General features: G+C 64.6%; 17 protein-coding genes. 15 read left to right on the plus strand and 2 right to left on the minus strand.

All coding sequences use genetic code 11. The features are described from left to right. The first annotated feature begins 66 nt into the window (after positions 1-66). The 9 genes from rpsA (at position 67) to cysM (ending at position 8,881) form a co-directional block, all read left to right on the plus strand. On the plus strand, positions 67-1,779 hold the full coding sequence (rpsA, locus tag ACPTTF_RS05290) for a 30S ribosomal protein S1 (RefSeq protein WP_166957495.1): 1,713 nt from the start codon (positions 67-69) through the stop codon (positions 1,777-1,779). Between the two features lie 22 nt (positions 1,780-1,801). After that, on the plus strand, positions 1,802-2,125 hold the full coding sequence (locus ACPTTF_RS05295; RefSeq protein ID WP_006486894.1) for an integration host factor subunit beta: 324 nt from the start codon (positions 1,802-1,804) through the stop codon (positions 2,123-2,125). 210 nt (positions 2,126-2,335) lie between these two features. Then, positions 2,336-2,629, plus strand: a complete 294-nt coding sequence (locus ACPTTF_RS05300) for a lipopolysaccharide assembly protein LapA domain-containing protein (RefSeq protein ID WP_021157458.1) — start codon at positions 2,336-2,338, stop codon at positions 2,627-2,629. Between the two features lie 53 nt (positions 2,630-2,682). Continuing rightward, entirely contained in the window at positions 2,683-3,855 is a 1,173-nt protein-coding gene (gene lapB / locus ACPTTF_RS05305; RefSeq protein WP_166957497.1) for a lipopolysaccharide assembly protein LapB, read from the plus strand. Positions 3,856-3,945: 90 nt separating this feature from the next. Further along, complete coding sequence (locus tag ACPTTF_RS05310) at positions 3,946-5,346, plus strand: UDP-glucose dehydrogenase family protein (RefSeq protein WP_423370485.1); 1,401 nt, start codon at positions 3,946-3,948, stop codon at positions 5,344-5,346. A 7-nt stretch (positions 5,347-5,353) separates the two neighbouring features. Beyond that, positions 5,354-6,304, plus strand: coding sequence for a D-glycero-beta-D-manno-heptose-7-phosphate kinase (rfaE1, locus tag ACPTTF_RS05315; protein ID WP_051363294.1), 951 nt, complete (start codon positions 5,354-5,356; stop codon positions 6,302-6,304). Positions 6,305-6,367: 63 nt separating this feature from the next. Next, positions 6,368-7,360 (plus strand): ADP-glyceromanno-heptose 6-epimerase, encoded by a 993-nt coding sequence (gene rfaD, locus ACPTTF_RS05320; RefSeq protein ID WP_166957503.1) that lies wholly within the window; start codon positions 6,368-6,370, stop codon positions 7,358-7,360. A 73-nt stretch (positions 7,361-7,433) separates the two neighbouring features. Next, positions 7,434-7,766 (plus strand): ComEA family DNA-binding protein, encoded by a 333-nt coding sequence (locus ACPTTF_RS05325; protein WP_423370486.1) that lies wholly within the window; start codon positions 7,434-7,436, stop codon positions 7,764-7,766. A 212-nt stretch (positions 7,767-7,978) separates the two neighbouring features. Then, positions 7,979-8,881: a cysteine synthase CysM gene (cysM, locus tag ACPTTF_RS05330; protein WP_166957507.1), complete on the plus strand. Its 903-nt coding sequence runs from the start codon at positions 7,979-7,981 to the stop codon at positions 8,879-8,881. Between the two features lie 80 nt (positions 8,882-8,961). On the opposite strand, the gene mltB is transcribed toward cysM, so the two are convergent. Next, a complete protein-coding gene (gene mltB, locus ACPTTF_RS05335; RefSeq protein ID WP_423370487.1) occupies positions 8,962-10,305 on the minus strand; it encodes a lytic murein transglycosylase B in 1,344 nt (447 codons plus the stop codon). Between the two features lie 43 nt (positions 10,306-10,348). Here mltB and ACPTTF_RS05340 point away from each other — a divergent pair, with 43 nt between their 5' ends. Next, complete coding sequence (locus ACPTTF_RS05340; RefSeq protein ID WP_166957512.1) at positions 10,349-11,272, plus strand: histone deacetylase family protein; 924 nt, start codon at positions 10,349-10,351, stop codon at positions 11,270-11,272. Between the two features lie 30 nt (positions 11,273-11,302). On the opposite strand, the gene ACPTTF_RS05345 is transcribed toward ACPTTF_RS05340, so the two are convergent. Further along, positions 11,303-12,223, minus strand: a complete 921-nt coding sequence (locus tag ACPTTF_RS05345) for a lysophospholipase (RefSeq protein WP_423370488.1) — start codon at positions 12,221-12,223, stop codon at positions 11,303-11,305. 216 nt (positions 12,224-12,439) lie between these two features. On the opposite strand from ACPTTF_RS05345, the gene ACPTTF_RS05350 reads away from it, so the two are divergent. The 5 genes from ACPTTF_RS05350 (at position 12,440) to ACPTTF_RS05370 (ending at position 16,871) form a co-directional block, all read left to right on the plus strand. Further along, positions 12,440-13,474, plus strand: a complete 1,035-nt coding sequence (locus tag ACPTTF_RS05350; protein ID WP_166957516.1) for a methionine ABC transporter ATP-binding protein — start codon at positions 12,440-12,442, stop codon at positions 13,472-13,474. Continuing rightward, positions 13,464-14,117, plus strand: a complete 654-nt coding sequence (locus ACPTTF_RS05355) for a methionine ABC transporter permease (RefSeq protein WP_043181878.1) — start codon at positions 13,464-13,466, stop codon at positions 14,115-14,117. The genes ACPTTF_RS05350 and ACPTTF_RS05355 overlap by 11 nt, the downstream gene beginning before the upstream one ends. 29 nt (positions 14,118-14,146) lie before the next feature. Further along, positions 14,147-14,941: a MetQ/NlpA family ABC transporter substrate-binding protein gene (locus ACPTTF_RS05360; RefSeq protein ID WP_166957518.1), complete on the plus strand. Its 795-nt coding sequence runs from the start codon at positions 14,147-14,149 to the stop codon at positions 14,939-14,941. A 228-nt stretch (positions 14,942-15,169) separates the two neighbouring features. Then, positions 15,170-15,919 (plus strand): electron transfer flavoprotein subunit beta/FixA family protein, encoded by a 750-nt coding sequence (locus tag ACPTTF_RS05365; protein WP_423370489.1) that lies wholly within the window; start codon positions 15,170-15,172, stop codon positions 15,917-15,919. 16 nt (positions 15,920-15,935) lie between these two features. Beyond that, positions 15,936-16,871 carry an electron transfer flavoprotein subunit alpha/FixB family protein gene (locus ACPTTF_RS05370; RefSeq protein WP_423370490.1) on the plus strand — a complete coding sequence of 312 codons (936 nt, stop codon included), beginning with the start codon at positions 15,936-15,938 and terminating at the stop codon, positions 16,869-16,871. The last annotated feature ends 5 nt before the right edge of the window (positions 16,872-16,876 follow it).

Here is a 16,876-nt window from a genome sequence, read left to right on the forward strand (position 1 = left end):
ATCTGGCCCTTTCAGCCTGCCATTCCGGCCGGCGTGGCACAGCGATCCATGCACAATCAGATTTTTATGTCCGACCTGCAAACCTCTACCCCGAATACTGAATCTTTTGCGGCTCTGTTCGAAGAGTCGCTGACCCGCCAAGACATGCGCGCCGGCGAAGTGATTTCCGCCGAAGTCGTGCGCGTCGACCACAACTTCGTGGTCGTCAATGCAGGCCTGAAGTCCGAGGCTTACATTCCGATCGAGGAATTCCTGAACGATCAGGGCGAGGTTGAGGTGCAGTCGGGCGATTTCGTGTCCGTCGCGATCGACGCACTCGAAAACGGCTACGGCGACACGATCCTGTCGCGCGACAAGGCGAAGCGCCTTGCATCGTGGCTGTCGCTGGAAAAGGCTCTCGACAACAACGAACTCGTCACCGGCACGATCACCGGCAAGGTGAAGGGCGGCATGACCGTGATGGTCAACGGCATCCGCGCGTTCCTGCCGGGTTCGCTGGTCGACACGCGTCCGGTCAAGGACACGACCCCGTACGAAGGCAAGACGCTCGAGTTCCGCGTGATCAAGCTCGATCGCAAGCGTAACAACGTCGTGCTGTCGCGTCGTGCAGTGATCGAAGCAACGCAAGGCGAAGAGCGCGCGAAGCTGCTCGAGACGCTGAAGGAAGGCGCGATCGTCAACGGCGTGGTCAAGAACATCACCGACTACGGCGCGTTCGTCGACCTCGGCGGCATCGACGGCCTGCTGCACATCACCGACATCGCATGGCGTCGTGTGCGTCACCCGAGCGAAGTCCTGTCGGTTGGCCAGGAAGTCACCGCGAAGATCCTCAAGTTCGACCAAGAGAAGAACCGCGTCTCGCTGGGCATCAAGCAACTGGGCGACGATCCGTGGGAAGGCATCTCGCGCCGTTACCCGTCGGGCACGCGCCTGTTCGGCAAGGTCACGAACATCACCGACTACGGCGCATTCGTCGAAGTGGAATCGGGCATCGAAGGCCTCGTCCACGTGTCGGAAATGGACTGGACCAACAAGAACGTTGCGCCGTCGAAGGTTGTCCAGCTGGGCGACGAAGTCGAAGTCATGGTCCTCGAGATCGACGAAGACCGTCGTCGTATCAGCCTCGGCATGAAGCAGTGCAAGCCGAATCCGTGGGATGACTTCAGCCGCAACTTCAAGAAGGGCGACAAGATCACGGGCGCAATCAAGTCGATCACCGACTTCGGCGTGTTCATCGGTCTGCCGGGCGGCATCGACGGGCTGGTCCACCTGTCGGACCTGTCGTGGAGCGAAACCGGCGAAGAAGCCGTTCGCAAGTACAAGAAGGGCGACGAAGTCGAAGCAATCGTGCTCGGTATCGACGTCGAGAAGGAACGTATTTCGCTCGGCATCAAGCAGCTCGAAGGCGACCCGTTCAGCAACTACGTTGCAATGAACGACAAGGGCTCGATCGTCGACGGCGTCGTGAAGACGGTCGATGCGAAGGGTGCGGTCGTTACGCTGACGGGCGACATCGAAGGCTACCTGCGCGCATCGGAAATCTCGCAGGATCGCGTCGAAGATGCACGCAACGTGCTGAAGGAAGGCGACAAGGTCAACGCGATGGTGATCAACATCGATCGCAAGTCGCGCGGCATCAACCTGTCGATCAAGGCGAAGGATTCGGCTGAACAACAGGAAGCGATCCGCGGCCTGCAGTCGGACACCAGCTCGGCTGCGACCGGTACGACCAACCTCGGCGCGCTGCTGAAGGCGAAGCTCGACGGCCAGAACCAGTAAGCCTCACGAGGTCTGCTGAAGTATGACCAAATCCGAGTTGGTCGCGCAGCTGGCATCGCGATTTCCGCAACTTGTCCTCAAGGATGCGGATTTCGCGGTGAAAACGATGCTCGATGCGATGTCCGACGCCCTGGCGAAAGGGCATCGTATCGAAATTCGGGGTTTCGGCAGCTTTGGCCTCAACCGTCGCCCGGCGCGCGTCGGACGCAACCCGAAGTCAGGGGAGAAAGTGCAGGTGCCCGAGAAGTTCGTGCCGCATTTCAAGCCTGGCAAGGAGTTGCGGGAACGCGTCGACGGCCGCGCCGGTGAACCGCTGAAGGCTGACGATCCGGACGACGAGCGTTGAGCGTCATCCGGGTTGCCCGGAACCCATCCGGCGAAGGCTGAAAAGAAAAGCGCCCCTTGCGGGCGCTTTTTTCATTTCCGGCGATCGCGGCGCAACGGGTGCGCGCAGGATGTGCGCAGCCGCGGAAACGCTTCCTTTACAATACGGGTCGATTCGGTGCGACGAAGGGGAGTCGCGCGCCGCGGCAAACCTCAACAAAGAGAGGGCTTCATGAAGTTTATCGTCTGGCTGATCCGGGTATTGGTGTTCGTACTGCTGCTGGTGCTTGCGCTGGCCAATACGCAAACCGCGACGCTGAATTTCGTTGCCGGCTATTCGTGGCAAGCGCCGCTGATCCTGATCGGCCTGGCGTTCTTCGCCGTGGGGCTGCTGGCTGGCTTGCTGTCCGCGCTGCCTTCGATCTTCCGCCTGCGCCTCGAGAACGGGCGCCTGAAGCGCGATCTGCGCGCGGCGCGCGAAACGCCGGCCGTCATCGACCAGCCGCCGATGCCGCCCGTTATTTAACACGGACGCCGCGCGATAATCGCGCGGTTTTCGTCTCTGCTTCGATATTTCGCATGGATCTGGATTTCTGGTGGTTGCTCGCGATTCCGGTCGCATTCGCGCTCGGTTGGGCGGCGTCACGCTATGACCTGAAGAATCTCCTGTCGGAGAGCGCCAACCTGCCGCGATCGTATTTTCGCGGCCTGAATTTTCTGCTGAACGAACAACCCGACAAGGCGATCGACGCGTTCATCGAGGTCGCCAAGCTCGATCCCGAGACGGTCGAACTGCACTTCGCGCTCGGCAACCTGTTTCGCCGCCGCGGCGAAACAGATCGCGCGATCCGCGTGCACCAGAACTTGCTGAGCCGCACGGACCTGCCGGTCAACGAGCGCGACCACGCGCTTTACGAGCTTGGCCAGGATTTCCTGAAGGCCGGCCTGCTCGATCGTGCCGAGGAGGCGTTCCACAAACTCGCCGACGGCGATTACGCGCTCGGCGCACAACGGGCGCTGCTGACGATCTACGAGATCGAGAAGGACTGGAACAAGTCGATCGATACGGCGAAGCGCATCGAGTCGATGAGCGACAAACCGCTCGGCGTCGAAATCGCACAGTTTCACTGCGAACTTGCGCAGGATGCGCTGCAGCGCAAGAACGCGTCGGCGGCAGCCGAACAGTTGCGCCTCGCGCTGACCGTGAACCCGCAGAACGTTCGCGCGACGATTCTGTCCGGCGACGCGGCGGCGGCCGAGGGCAACCACGCGGCCGCGATCGAGCACTGGAAGCGTGTCGAAGCGCAGAATCCGGCATATCTGCCGCTCGTCGCCGACAAGCTGATGAAGGCGTACGTCGCGCTCGGCAAGAACGCCGAAGGCGCCGAGTTGCTGATGGGCTATGTCGACCGTTATCCGTCGAACGACCTGCTCGACATCGCATACCAGCACATCGCGGGCTTGCGCGGTCAGGACGCGGCGCATACGCTCGCGCGCACGCAGATGGAGAAGTCGCCGAACCTGTCGGGGATGCTGCACCTGCTCGATGCGCAAATCGCGGCGGCCGACGAACCGCGTCGTAAGGAGCTTGAAATGATGCGTGCGCTGATCAGGCAGCGTACGAAGAATCTGCCACGGTATACGTGCCAGAATTGCGGTTTCCGGGCGCGCAATTTCTACTGGCAGTGCCCGGGCTGCAGCGGCTGGGAAACCTATGCGCCGCGCCGCGTCGAACCTGCGATGCCGGGCTGATCCCGGCACGCGGAGCCAACGCGCTGCGGTCGCCGCCGGGCTCGTCCCGGCGGCCAAGTTAGTCAATTACCGGGAAGTACCGGAACATCTATGAAAATCACCATCATCGGCACCGGCTATGTCGGTCTCGTCACGGGCGCCTGCCTGGCGGAGATCGGTCACGACGTCTTCTGTCTCGACGTCGATCCGCGCAAGATCGACATCCTGAACAACGGCGGGATGCCGATTCACGAACCCGGGCTGCTGGACATCATTGCGCGCAACCGTGCGGCGGGGCGCCTGCGCTTCTCGACCGACATCGAGGCGAGTGTCGCGCACGGCGAGATCCAGTTCATCGCCGTCGGCACGCCGCCCGACGAGGACGGCTCGGCCGACCTGCAGTACGTGCTCGAAGCCGCGCGCAACATTGGCCGCCACATGACGGGCTTCAAGGTGATCGTCGACAAGTCGACGGTGCCGGTCGGCACCGCACAGCGCGTGCGCGGCGTGGTCGACGAAGCGCTTGCCGCCCGCGGGCTGGCGGGCAGCGTCGCGCATCGTTTCTCGGTCGTGTCGAACCCGGAATTTCTGAAGGAAGGCGCGGCGGTCGAGGACTTCATGCGTCCGGACCGGATCATCATCGGCGTCGACGACGACGAGACGGGCACGATCGCGCGCGAGAAGACGAAGAAGCTTTACGCGCCGTTCAACCGCAACCACGAGCGCACGATCTACATGGACGTGCGTTCGGCCGAATTCGCGAAATATGCGGCGAACGCGATGCTTGCAACGCGCATCTCGTTCATGAACGAGATGTCGAATCTCGCCGACAAGGTCGGCGCCGACATCGAGGCCGTGCGCCGCGGGATCGGCTCCGATCCGCGCATCGGCTATCACTTCCTGTACGCCGGTGTCGGCTACGGCGGCTCGTGCTTCCCGAAGGACGTCCAGGCGCTGATTCGCACGGCCGGCGAGAACGGCCAGCCGTTGCGCATCCTGGAAGCCGTCGAGGCGGCCAACCATGCACAGAAGGACGTGCTGATCGGCAAGATCGAGCAGCGCTTCGGTGCCGACCTGACCGGCCGCGAGTTCGCGGTCTGGGGCCTGGCGTTCAAGCCGAACACCGATGACATGCGCGAGGCGCCGAGCCGCCGCCTGATCGCCGCGCTGCTCGAACGCGGTGCGACCGTGCGTGCGTACGATCCGGTCGCGGTCGACGAGGCACGGCGCGTGTTTGCGCTCGATTTCGCCACGGATCCGGACGCGCTGGCGCGGCTGCATCTCGTCGAGACGCAGGACGTCGCCGTGACGGGCGCGGACGCGCTCGTGATCGTGACCGAGTGGAAGGAATTCCGGAGCCCCGATTTCACGCGCCTGAAGGCTGAGCTGAAGGCGCCGGTGATCTTCGACGGGCGCAACCTGTACGAGCCGGACGCGATGGCCGAACTGGGCATCGACTACTACGCGATCGGCCGGCCGTATGTCGATCCCCAGTCGTCCTCCCGTGGCTGACCACACGATGAATACTCTCCGCGAGGTCGTTCCGGTGCCGCGCGCGCAACTCGCGCGCTCGCGCGTGCTTGTCGTCGGCGACGTGATGCTCGACCGCTACTGGTTCGGCAACGTCGATCGCATTTCGCCTGAGGCGCCCGTGCCGGTCGTGCATGTTCAGCGTCAGGAAGAGCGGCTCGGCGGTGCGGCCAACGTCGCGCGCAACGCCGTGACGCTCGGCGGCCAGGCCGGGTTGCTGTGTGTCGTCGGTTGCGACGAACCCGGCGAGCGGATCGTCGAACTGCTCGGCAGTAGCGGCGTGACGCCGCATCTCGAGCGCGACCCGGCGCTGCCGACCACGATCAAGCTGCGCGTGCTCGCACGCCAGCAGCAACTGCTGCGCGTCGACTTCGAGGCAATGCCGACGCACGAGGTGCTGCTCGCAGGGCTCGCGCGCTTCGATGCACTGTTGCCGCAGCACGACGTCGTGCTGATGTCGGATTACGCGAAAGGCGGCCTGACGCACGTCACGACGATGATCGAGAAGGCGCGCGCGGCCGGCAAGTCCGTCCTCGTCGACCCGAAGGGCGACGACTGGGCACGCTATCGCGGCGCGTCGCTGATCACGCCGAATCGCGCGGAATTGCGCGAAGTGGTCGGGCAGTGGAAATCGGAAGACGATCTGCGCGCGCGCGTCGCGAAGCTGCGCGCGGAACTCGACATCGACGCGTTGCTGCTCACGCGTTCGGAAGAAGGCATGACGCTGTTTTCCGCCACCGGCGAACTGCACGCACCGGCGCTCGCGCGCGAGGTGTTCGACGTGTCGGGCGCGGGCGACACCGTGATCGCGACGGTCGCGACGATGCTCGGCGCAGGCGTGCCGCTCGTCGACGCCGTCGTGCTCGCGAATCGCGCGGCAGGCATCGTGGTCGGCAAGCTCGGCACGGCCACGGTGGACTACGACGAACTGTTTCACTGAGCGCATGCGGCGGCGCGACGAGCGCGCCGCATGCATGGCTCGCACTTTTCAGGCAGGACGATCATGACCCTCATCGTCACCGGCGCAGCCGGTTTTATCGGCGCAAACATCGTCAAGGCGCTCAACGAGCGCGGCGAGACGCGCATCATCGCGGTCGACAACCTGACGCGCGCGGACAAGTTCCGGAATCTCGTCGATTGCGAGATCGACGACTATCTGGACAAGACGGAATTCGTCGAACGTTTCGCGCGCGGCGATTTCGGCAAGGTACGCGCGGTGTTCCATGAAGGCGCCTGCTCGGACACGATGGAAACCGACGGCCGCTACATGATGGACAACAACTTCCGCTACAGCCGGGCGGTGCTCGATACCTGCCTCGCGCAGGGCACGCAGTTCCTGTACGCGTCGTCGGCAGCGATCTACGGCGGCTCGACCCGTTTCATCGAGGAGCGTGACGTCGAGGCGCCGCTGAATGTCTACGGCTATTCGAAGTTCCTGTTCGACCAGGTGATCCGCCGTGTGCTGCCGACCGCGAAGAGCCAGATCGCCGGCTTTCGCTATTTCAACGTGTACGGACAGCGCGAGACGCACAAGGGGCGCATGGCGTCGGTCGCGTTCCACAACTTCAACCAGTTTCGCGCGGAAGGCAAGGTGAAGCTGTTCGGCGAGTACAACGGCTATGCACCGGGCGAGCAGACGCGTGACTTCGTGTCGGTCGAGGACGTGACGAAGGTGAACCTGTTCTTCTTCGATCACCCGGAGAAGTCGGGCATCTTCAACCTCGGTACCGGCCGTGCGCAGCCGTTCAACGATATCGCGTCGACGGTCGTGAATACGCTGCGCTCGCTCGACAACCTGCCGCCGCTGACGCTCGCGCAGCAGGTCGAGCAAGGGCTGATCGAATACGTGCCGTTTCCCGATGCGTTGCGCGGCAAGTACCAGTGCTTCACGCAGGCCGACCAGACGAAGCTGCGTGCGGCCGGTTACGACGCGCCGTTCCTGACCGTGCAGGAAGGTGTCGACCGCTACGTGCGTTGGCTATCCGGCCAGGTTTAAGCGGAAGCGTTGCATCGATAGACTGGGTCTCACGGTCGGCAGCCGCCGGCCGTATTCATCGGAGATCCAGCACATGATCAGGAAATGGTTGGCCGCAGCGGCAATGCTCGGCACGATCGCGTCGGCCTGGGCGGCCGTCGACGTCAACACTGCGAACGAGGATGCGCTCGTCGGCATCAAGGGCATTGGCCCGGCGCGGGCAAAGGCGATTCTCGACGAACGCGGCGCACGCGGTCCGTTCAAGAATGCGGAAGATCTCGCAGCACGCGTGAAAGGCATGGGTGGCCATACCGTCGAGCGGCTTCAGCAGGAAGGTTTGACGGTCGGTGCGGCCGGCACGGGTGCCGCGCTGCCGGCCGCGGGCAAGCCGGCAGCCGGCAAGCCTGCCCGCACCGCGCAGAAGTAACGCGTCGCGCGCGGCCGACAACGAGCTCCTTCAGTCGCCGTCGTTGCGACGGCTTCCCGCGGCATGCCGCGGGTTTTTTGCGTGGGCGCGGCGTATGCGGGCCACGCGTTGCACGGCACACGTATTCCATCGCCGCAATGGGGTTGCCGGCGCGAGCAGCGGTGCTGGTTTACAATCGATCGATTGATCGGCCTCGTACTCACGGTATATCCATGGCTTACAAAACTATCGAAGACACGATCGGCAATACGCCGCTCGTCCAACTGGTCCGCTTGCCGGACGACGAGATTCGCGCGCGCAACAACGTTGTGCTCGCGAAGCTTGAAGGCAACAATCCGGCCGGTTCCGTGAAGGATCGTCCGGCACTGTCGATGATCAGCAAGGCCGAGGCGCGCGGGCGCATCAAGCCGGGTGACACGCTGATCGAGGCGACGAGCGGCAACACGGGTATCGCACTCGCGATGGCAGCGGCGATCCGCGGCTACAAGATGGTGCTGATCATGCCGGAGGACCTGTCGGTCGAGCGCCGCCAGAGCATGGCCGCCTACGGCGCCGAAATCATCCTGACGCCGGTGAAGGGCGGGATGGAGCTGGCACGTGATCTCGCGGACCAGATGCAGCGCGAAGGCAAGGGCGTGATCCTCGACCAGTTCGCGAACCCCGACAATCCGATTGCGCACTACGAAGCGACGGGCCCGGAAATCTGGCGCGATACCGAAGGGCGCATCACGCACTTCGTGTCGGCCATGGGCACGACGGGCACGATCATGGGCACGTCGCGCTATCTGAAGGAACAGAATCCGGCGATCGAGATCATCGGTGCGCAGCCGGAAGACGGTTCGCGCATTCCGGGCATCCGCAAGTGGCCGGAAGCGTACATGCCGACGATCTTCGATCGCAGCCGCGTCGACCGTGTCGAAAGCGTGAGTCAGGCTGCGTCGGAAACGATGACGCGCCGGCTGGCGGCGGTCGAAGGCATCTTCGCGGGCATTTCGTCGGGCGGCGCATGCGAAGTCGCGATGCGTATCGCGCGTCAGGTCGAGAATGCGACGATCGTGTTCATCGTCTGCGATCGAGGCGACCGCTACCTGTCCACGGGCGTGTTTCCTGCCTGAACGCGGGCAGGCGCGCGTAGCTGCGCGTGTGATAAAAAAAGCGCCGCTTGTGCGGCGCTTTTTCATTGGGCAGGCGGTGCTTACTGCGACTGCGTTTCGGTGGCGCTCGGCTGAAGTGCGCCGCTCGCTTCCATCTGCGCCTTCACGGCTTCGCCGAGCTGGTACACGGTGAGCGCGTAGAAGAAGCTGCGGTTGTAGCGCGTCAGCACGTAGAAATTCTTGAGCCCGAGCATGTATTCGGTCGCGCGGCCCGGCGACGGCAGGTCGACCACGGTCACCGGCGTGCCCGCTTCGGTCGTGATGTTGACCGTCGGCTCGTTCAGCGTCATGCCCGCGCGCAGCAGTTGCGACAGTGCCCAGTGCGGTTCCGGCTGACCGTCGGCGGCGGCCTGTGCGATGCCCAGGCTGCCCGTATCGGGCGTGATCTGCCAGACCACCGGTCGGTCGGTTTCCCAGCCGTGCTGCTTCAGGTAGTTCGCGACGCTGCCGATCGCATCGACAGGACTGCTGCGCAGATCGACGTGGCCCGTGCCGTCGAAGTCGACCGCATATTCGCGGATGCTGCTCGGCAGGAACTGCGGGATCCCGATTGCGCCCGTGTACGAGCCGAGCACGGTGGTCGGGTCGAGCTGGTTGTCGCGGGTCCAGACCAGGAAGTCCTCGAGGTTCTTGCGGAACGTCGCCTGGCGGCTGTCGCGATTCGGCGTGTCCGGATAGTCGAACGTGAGCGTCGTCAGCGCGTCGAGCACGCGGAAATTGCCCATGTAGCGGCCGTAGATCGTCTCGACGCCGATGATGCCGACGATCACCTCGGGCGGCACGCCGAATTGCTCGGATGCACGCTGCAGCGTCGCCTGGTTCGCCTTCCAGAATTTCACGCCCGCGTTGATGCGGATCGGCTCGATGAAGCGCGAGCGATAGACGCGCCAGTTCTTGACCGTCGGCGACGCGGCCGGCTTCACGAGCTTGACGGCTGTCGCCGAATAGCTGATACGCGAGAACAGCGCATGCAGGCTCGCGGAGTCGAAGCCGTTGCGGTTGGCCATCTCGTCGATGAACGCGTCGACCTTCGCGTTGTTCGCGTAACGCTGCGGAACGATTTCCTCTTCGAAGGTCTGGCCTTGCGGCGCCGGCTGCTGCGGCTGGGCCTGAGCGACGAGCTTGCCGGCGGGCTTCGCCGGCTGCGTCTGCGCGCCGGCAGGCACAGTGCCGAGGGTCGCGACGACAGCGGCGACGACGAGCGGCACGCGAACACTGAACAGCGCGGAGAGGGGGGCGGCAGGCTTGCTGGAATTCATGTCGAAGCGGGCGGACAGGGCGATTGGGTTCGGCGCAGTATACCCGACGGATCCGGCGCGCCGGGGCGTGGCAGGCCCCCGTTGTGGTAAGTTAGCGGCGAATTCGCGGCAGACGATGGACATCATTGATGGAGACCTGCGGCGCACCGTGCGCCGCCGATGACAGCTTATGGCAACCGCTTTCTATACGCACCCCGACTGTATGCTGCACGAGATGGGGGAATGGCATCCGGAATGCCCGGCCCGCCTGTCGGCGATTCAGGATCAATTGATTGCGAGCCGCATCGACGACCTGATCGTGCACGAAACCGCGCCGTTCGCGAGCGAGGTCGCGCTGGGCCGAGTGCATACGCAGGCGCATATCGACTACATCCGCAGCATGACGCCGGTCGACGGCTACGTCGAGATCGATCCCGATACGCTGATGAACCGCGACACGTGGCGCGCGGCGCTGCGCGCGGCAGGCGCCGCGATCGCGGCGACCGACGCGGTGATCGAAGGCCGCTATGCGAATGCGTTCTGCGGCGTGCGTCCGCCCGGCCACCATGCGGAGCCCGCGCGCGCGATGGGCTTCTGCTTCTTCAACAACGTCGCGATCGCCGCGCGACATGCGCTCGACGTACACGGCATGGAACGTGTGGCGATCATCGATTTCGACGTGCACCATGGCAACGGCACCGAGGCCGCGTTCGCGAACGACGAACGTGTGCTGATGTGCAGCTTCTTCCAACATCCGCTGTACCCGTTCTCGGGCGTCGATCACCAGGCACCGAACATGGTCAACCTGCCGATGCCCGCACGCAGCAACGGGATGGCGATCCGCGAAGCCGTCGACATGTTCTGGCTGCCGCGCCTCGATGCGTTCAAGCCGCAGATGCTGTTCGTGTCGGCGGGTTTCGACGCGCATCGCGAGGACGACATCGGCAACCTCGGCCTCGTCGAAGCCGACTTCGAATGGCTGACCGCGCAGATCGTCGAGGTGGCGCGCCGGCATGCGCAGGGCCGCATCGTGAGCTGCCTCGAAGGCGGCTACAACCTGTCCGCGCTCGGGCGCAGCGTCGTCGCGCACCTGCGCGTGCTGGCCGGTATCTGATTCCTGACTGGCAGGGCGCGCCGGGCGCGCTCAACGCACCGGCACGCGTGCGTGAATCCACGCGATCAGCGCGTCGATCACGCGGTCGCGTTCGAGATCGTTCATCGTTTCGTGGAAACCGCCTTCGTATAGCGTCAGCGTACGATCGGACGAGCCGACGCGCGCGCCGAACGCGCGGCTGCCGTCGGGTTCGGTCAGCTTGTCTTCGGTGCCGTGATAGACGAGCACCGGCACGCGCAGCGTGCCGCGGCCGCTTTCGATACGCGCCATCGCGTCAAGAATTTCCGCGCCAGTGCGCGCGGGCACCGCGCCGTGATGCACGAGCGGATCCGCGCGATTGGCCGCGACGATGGCCGGATCGCGCGACAGCAGTGCCGCATCGATCTTGATCGCGGGAAACGTCGGCCATACGCGGCTGATGACGCGACTCACCGCGAGCATCCAGCGCGGCACGTCGCGCCCCGGCGCCAACGCCGGGCTCGACAGCACGAGGCCCGTCAGCGCGTGGCCGCGTGCCGGCGCGCGTTCGATCGCATACAGCGCCGCGACTGCGCCGCCCATGCTGTGCCCCATCAGGAACAGCGGCGAATTGCCGCGCGCGGCTTCGGCGACCAGCGCATCCGCATCGTTCAGGTAGCCGTCGAAGCGCTCGACCCAGGCGCGCTTGCCGGGTGACTGACCGTGCCCGCGCAGGTCGATCGCGAGCACGTCGATCCCGGCCGCATTCAGCCGGCCGGCGAGCGCGGCATAGCGGCCCGCGTGTTCGGCAAGACCGTGCACGAGCGCGATCGTCGCACGCGGCGGCGCGGTGCCGTCGCCGGCTGACCAGCGGTACGACGCCAGTTCGAGCCCGTCTGCGGTACGCAGCCGGCCCATTTTCGATGCGGGTGCCGACGAAGGCGCGACGTCGGCGGTGGCGGGTGCGGTGGCCGGCGTGGTGGTGGCGGTCATCTGGCGTGTCCCCTGTTTGTTGGTCGGTGTTCCGGATCATAGACGCGGCCTTTGCGCGGCGCGCCAGCGGCGCTCCTCTAATTTCGTGTAGTTATGAAAAGATCGAAATCGATTATTAAGGGGAATGAGGGGTTTGCGGTAAAATCGACGGTTATTCCAGATGCATCGGCGGCCGACTGGCGGGCCAACTCGCCGGCCGGCCGCCGTTTTGTTTACATGATCGAATTACGCAATCTTTCGCAGCGATTTCCCGGGCCGGGCGGCTGGGTCGAGGCGCTGCACAACGTCAACCTGACGATCCCGCAGGGCGAGGTGTTCGGCATCATCGGCCGAAGCGGCGCCGGCAAGAGCACGCTCGTGCGCACCATCAACCTGCTCACGCGGCCGACCGAGGGCAACGTCGTCGTCGGCGGGCGCGATCTCACGGTGCTGCCGGCTGGCGCGCTGCGGGAGGCCCGCCGCGAGATCGGCATGATCTTCCAGCACTTCAACCTGCTGTCGTCGCGCACGGTATTCGACAACGTCGCGCTGCCGCTGGAGCTGGCCGGCGCCAGCCGTACCGAGATCGAAGCTGCCGTGCTGCCGCTGCTCGACCTCGTCGGGCTGTCCGCGCAGAAGGATCGCTATCCGTCGCAGATCAGCGGCGGGCAGAAGCAGCGCGTCGGCATCGCACGTGCGCTCGCGAGCCAGCCGAAGGTGCTGCTGTCGGACGAAGCGACGTCCGCGCTCGATCCCGAGACCACGCGCTCGATCCTCGACCTGCTGAAGCGCATCAACCGCGAACTCGGCCTGACGATCGTACTGATCACGCACCAGATGGAAGTCATCAAGCAGGTGTGCGATCGCGTCGCGGTGCTCGATGCGGGGCGCGTGGTCGAGGAAGGCCGCGTGATCGACGTGTTCCTGCAGCCGCATCACGAAGTGACGCGCGCGCTGATCGGCGACGTGATCGCGCAGGAACTGCCGCCCGCGCTGAAGGCGCGCGTGGCCGAGCGGCTGAAGACCGGCAGCGGGCATCTGCTGCGGCTCGCGTTCACGGGCTCGGGGGTCGACCAGCCGATCCTGTCGGAGACGATCCGCCGGTACGAACTCGATTTCAACATCCTGCACGGCCAGATCGACGAGATCCAGGGGCAGGCATTCGGTTCGCTCGCGGTACTCGCGGGCGGCGAGCCGGGCAAGGTCGGGCAGGCGCTCGCGTTCCTGCGCGAGCAAGGTGTGGTGGTAGAGGAGCTTTCGTATGTTGAGTGAGATGTTCGATATGTTCGTGCAGTCGTTCTGGGAGACGCTGATCATGGTCGGCATCTCCGGAGTGGTTGGCGCGCTCGTCGGCCTGCCGCTCGGCGTGCTGCTCTACCTGACCGACCGCCAGGGCGTGCTGCAGAACCTCGCGGTGAATCGCGTGCTCGGCGGCATCGTGAATGCCGTCCGCTCGACGCCGTTCATCATCCTGCTGGTCGCGGTGATTCCGTTTACGCGGCTCATTACGGGTTCGTCGATCGGCACGGCCGCTGCGGTCGTCCCGCTGACGCTCGCGGCCGCACCGTTCATCGCGCGTCTGGTCGAGACGGCGTTGCGCGAAGTCGACCGCGGGCTGATCGAGGCTGCGCAATCGATGGGCGCGACCACGTCGCAGATCGTCTTCAAGGTGCTGCTGCCCGAATCGCTGCCGGGCGTCGTCGCGGGCCTGACGATCACGTTCGTGTCGCTGGTCGGCTATTCGGCGATGGCGGGCGCGATCGGCGGCGGCGGCCTTGGCGATCTCGGGATCCGCTACGGCTACCAGCGCTATCTGCCCGAAGTGATGTGGACGGTGGTCGCGATCCTGATCGTGTTCGTGCAGATCGTGCAGTCGTTCGGCGACTGGCTCGTCCGCCGGCTGAGCCACAAGTAAAACAAAACTGATCCGATAGGGGACACACGATGCAACGACGCTTCATGCTGAAGTTCGCGGCGGCACTGGGTGCGGCCGCGTTGTTCGCGGGCGCACACGCGCAGGCCGAAACCATCAAGGTGGGCGTGACGGGTGGGCCGCACGCGCAGATCATGGAGGCGGTGAAGAAGGTCGCGGCGAAGAGCGGCCTCGAGATCCGCATCGTCGAATTCTCCGATTACGTGCAGCCGAACGCCGCGCTTGCGTCCGGCGACCTCGACGCGAACAGCTACCAGCACGATCCGTATCTGCAGGCGCAGGTGAAGGATCGCGGCTACAAGCTGATCAAGGTTGCGGATACCGTCACGTTCCCGATGGGCATCTATTCGAAGCGCGTGAAATCGCTGGCCGAACTGAAGCCGGGCGCGCGCATCGCGGTTCCGAACGATCCGACCAACGGCGGCCGTGCGCTGCTGTTGCTGCAAAAGCAGGGCCTGCTGAAGCTGCGCGCGGACGCGGGGCTCAAGGCGACGCCACTCGATATCGTCGACAATCCGCGCAAGCTGAAGATCGTCGAGCTTGATGCGGCACAGATTCCGCGCTCGCTCGGCGACGTCGACGCGGCCGCGATCAATACCAACTACGCGATGGAAGCGGGGTTGAAACCGAAACAGGATGCGATCGCGATCGAGGGTCCGAACGGCCCGTACGCGAACATCCTCGCGATTCGCGAGGCGGACCGGAACAAGCCGTGGGTCGCGAAGCTGGTCGCGGCCTATCATTCGGCCGAGGTGAAGCAGTTCATCGAAGGCAAGTTCGGCGGAGCGGTCATTGCCGCCTGGTAACAGGCGAAGCACGGGGCGCCCGGCGAGATTAGAGTTGATGATCGAAAACCCGGGCTTTGCGTCCGGGTTTTTTCTCTTTTAAAATAGAACGACCGTTCGCTATCATTGGCGCGTCGCCAAGAAGCGGTATTCTCGACAACCACGAAGGTTGGGTCCGCTTGGCCGCGCAGTCATGAGGCCTCGCTATAGAATGGCCTCTGGTCGTATTCGTAACTTTGGAGCGTGTGCATGAAAATCCTGGTGCCAGTGAAAAGAGTGGTCGATTACAACGTGAAGGTCCGCGTGAAGTCGGACAACACGGGTGTCGACATCGCGAACGTGAAGATGTCGATGAACCCGTTCGACGAAATCGCCGTTGAAGAAGCCGTGCGCCTGAAGGAAGCGGGCGTGGCGACCGAAGTGATCGCCGTGTCGGTAGGTGTCACGCAAGCGCAGGAAACGCTGCGCACGGCGCTGGCGATCGGCGCGGATCGCGCGATCCTCGTCGAATCGAACGACAGCGTCGAGCCGCTGGCCGTCGCGAAGATCCTGAAGGCGCTGGTCGACAAGGAACAGCCGCAACTGGTGATCCTCGGCAAGCAGGCGATCGATGATGATTCGAACCAGACGGGCCAGATGCTGGCTGCGCTGGCCGGTCTCCCGCAAGCGACGTTCGCGTCGAAGGTGACGGTGGCCGACGGCAAGGCAACGGTTGCACGTGAAGTCGACGGCGGTGCGGAAACGCTGTCGCTGTCGCTGCCGGCCGTGATCACCACCGACCTGCGCCTGAACGAGCCGCGCTACGTGACGCTGCCGAACATCATGAAGGCGAAGAAGAAGCCGCTGGAAACCGTGAAGCCGGAAGACCTCGGCGTGGATGTCGCGCCGCGTCTGAAGACGCTGAAGGTCGTCGAGCCGCCGAAGCGCGCAGCCGGCGTGAAGGTGCCGGACGTGAAGACGCTGGTCGAGAAGCTGAAGACCGAAGCCAAGGTGCTGTAAGAGGGAGCGCAAAGAAATGACGATTCTGGTGATTGCAGAACACGACAACGCGTCGGTCAAGGCCGCGACGTTGAACACGGTGGCGGCGGCAGCGAAGATCGGTGGCGACATCCACGTGCTGGTCGCGGGCCACAACGCGCAAGCGGCTGCGGACGCAGCGGCGAAGATCGCAGGTGTGTCGAAGGTACTGCTGGCCGACGCGCCGCAACTCGAAGCGGGCCTGGCGGAAAACGTCGAGGCGACCGCGCTGAACATCGCGAAGGATTACTCGCATATCCTCGCGCCGGCCACGGCCTATGGCAAGAACATCGCGCCGCGTATCGCCGCGAAGCTGGACGTCGCGCAGATCTCGGACATCACGGCGGTTGATTCGGCCGACACGTTCGAGCGCCCGATCTACGCGGGCAACGCGATCGCGACGGTGCAGTCGAGCGACTCGATCAAGGTCATCACGGTGCGTGCGACGGGTTTCGACCCGGTTGCAGCCGAAGGCGGCAGCGCGACGGTCGAGAAGATCGAAGCGGCAGCCGACGCCGGCAAGTCGCAGTTCGTGAGCCGTGAAGTGACGAAGCTGGACCGTCCGGAGCTGACCAGCGCGAAGATCATCGTGTCGGGCGGCCGTGGTCTGGGTAGCGGCGAGAACTACACGAAGGTGCTGGAGCCGCTGGCGGACAAGCTTAGCGCGGCACTCGGCGCATCGCGCGCGGCAGTCGACGCCGGCTACGTGCCGAACGACTACCAGGTTGGCCAGACCGGCAAGATCGTCGCGCCGCAGCTGTACATCGCGGTCGGCATCTCGGGTGCGATTCAGCATCTGGCCGGCATGAAGGATTCGAAGGTGATCGTCGCGATCAACAAGGATCCGGAAGCACCGATCTTCAGCGTGGCCGACTACGGCCTCGTCGGCGATCTGTTCGCGCTCGTGCCGGAGCTCGTGACCGAGCTCGGCTGACGCGA

Origin of the sequence: Burkholderia crassaminum, from assembly GCF_964265005.1 — a bacterium.
Taxonomy (GTDB): Bacteria; Pseudomonadota; Gammaproteobacteria; order Burkholderiales; family Burkholderiaceae; genus Burkholderia.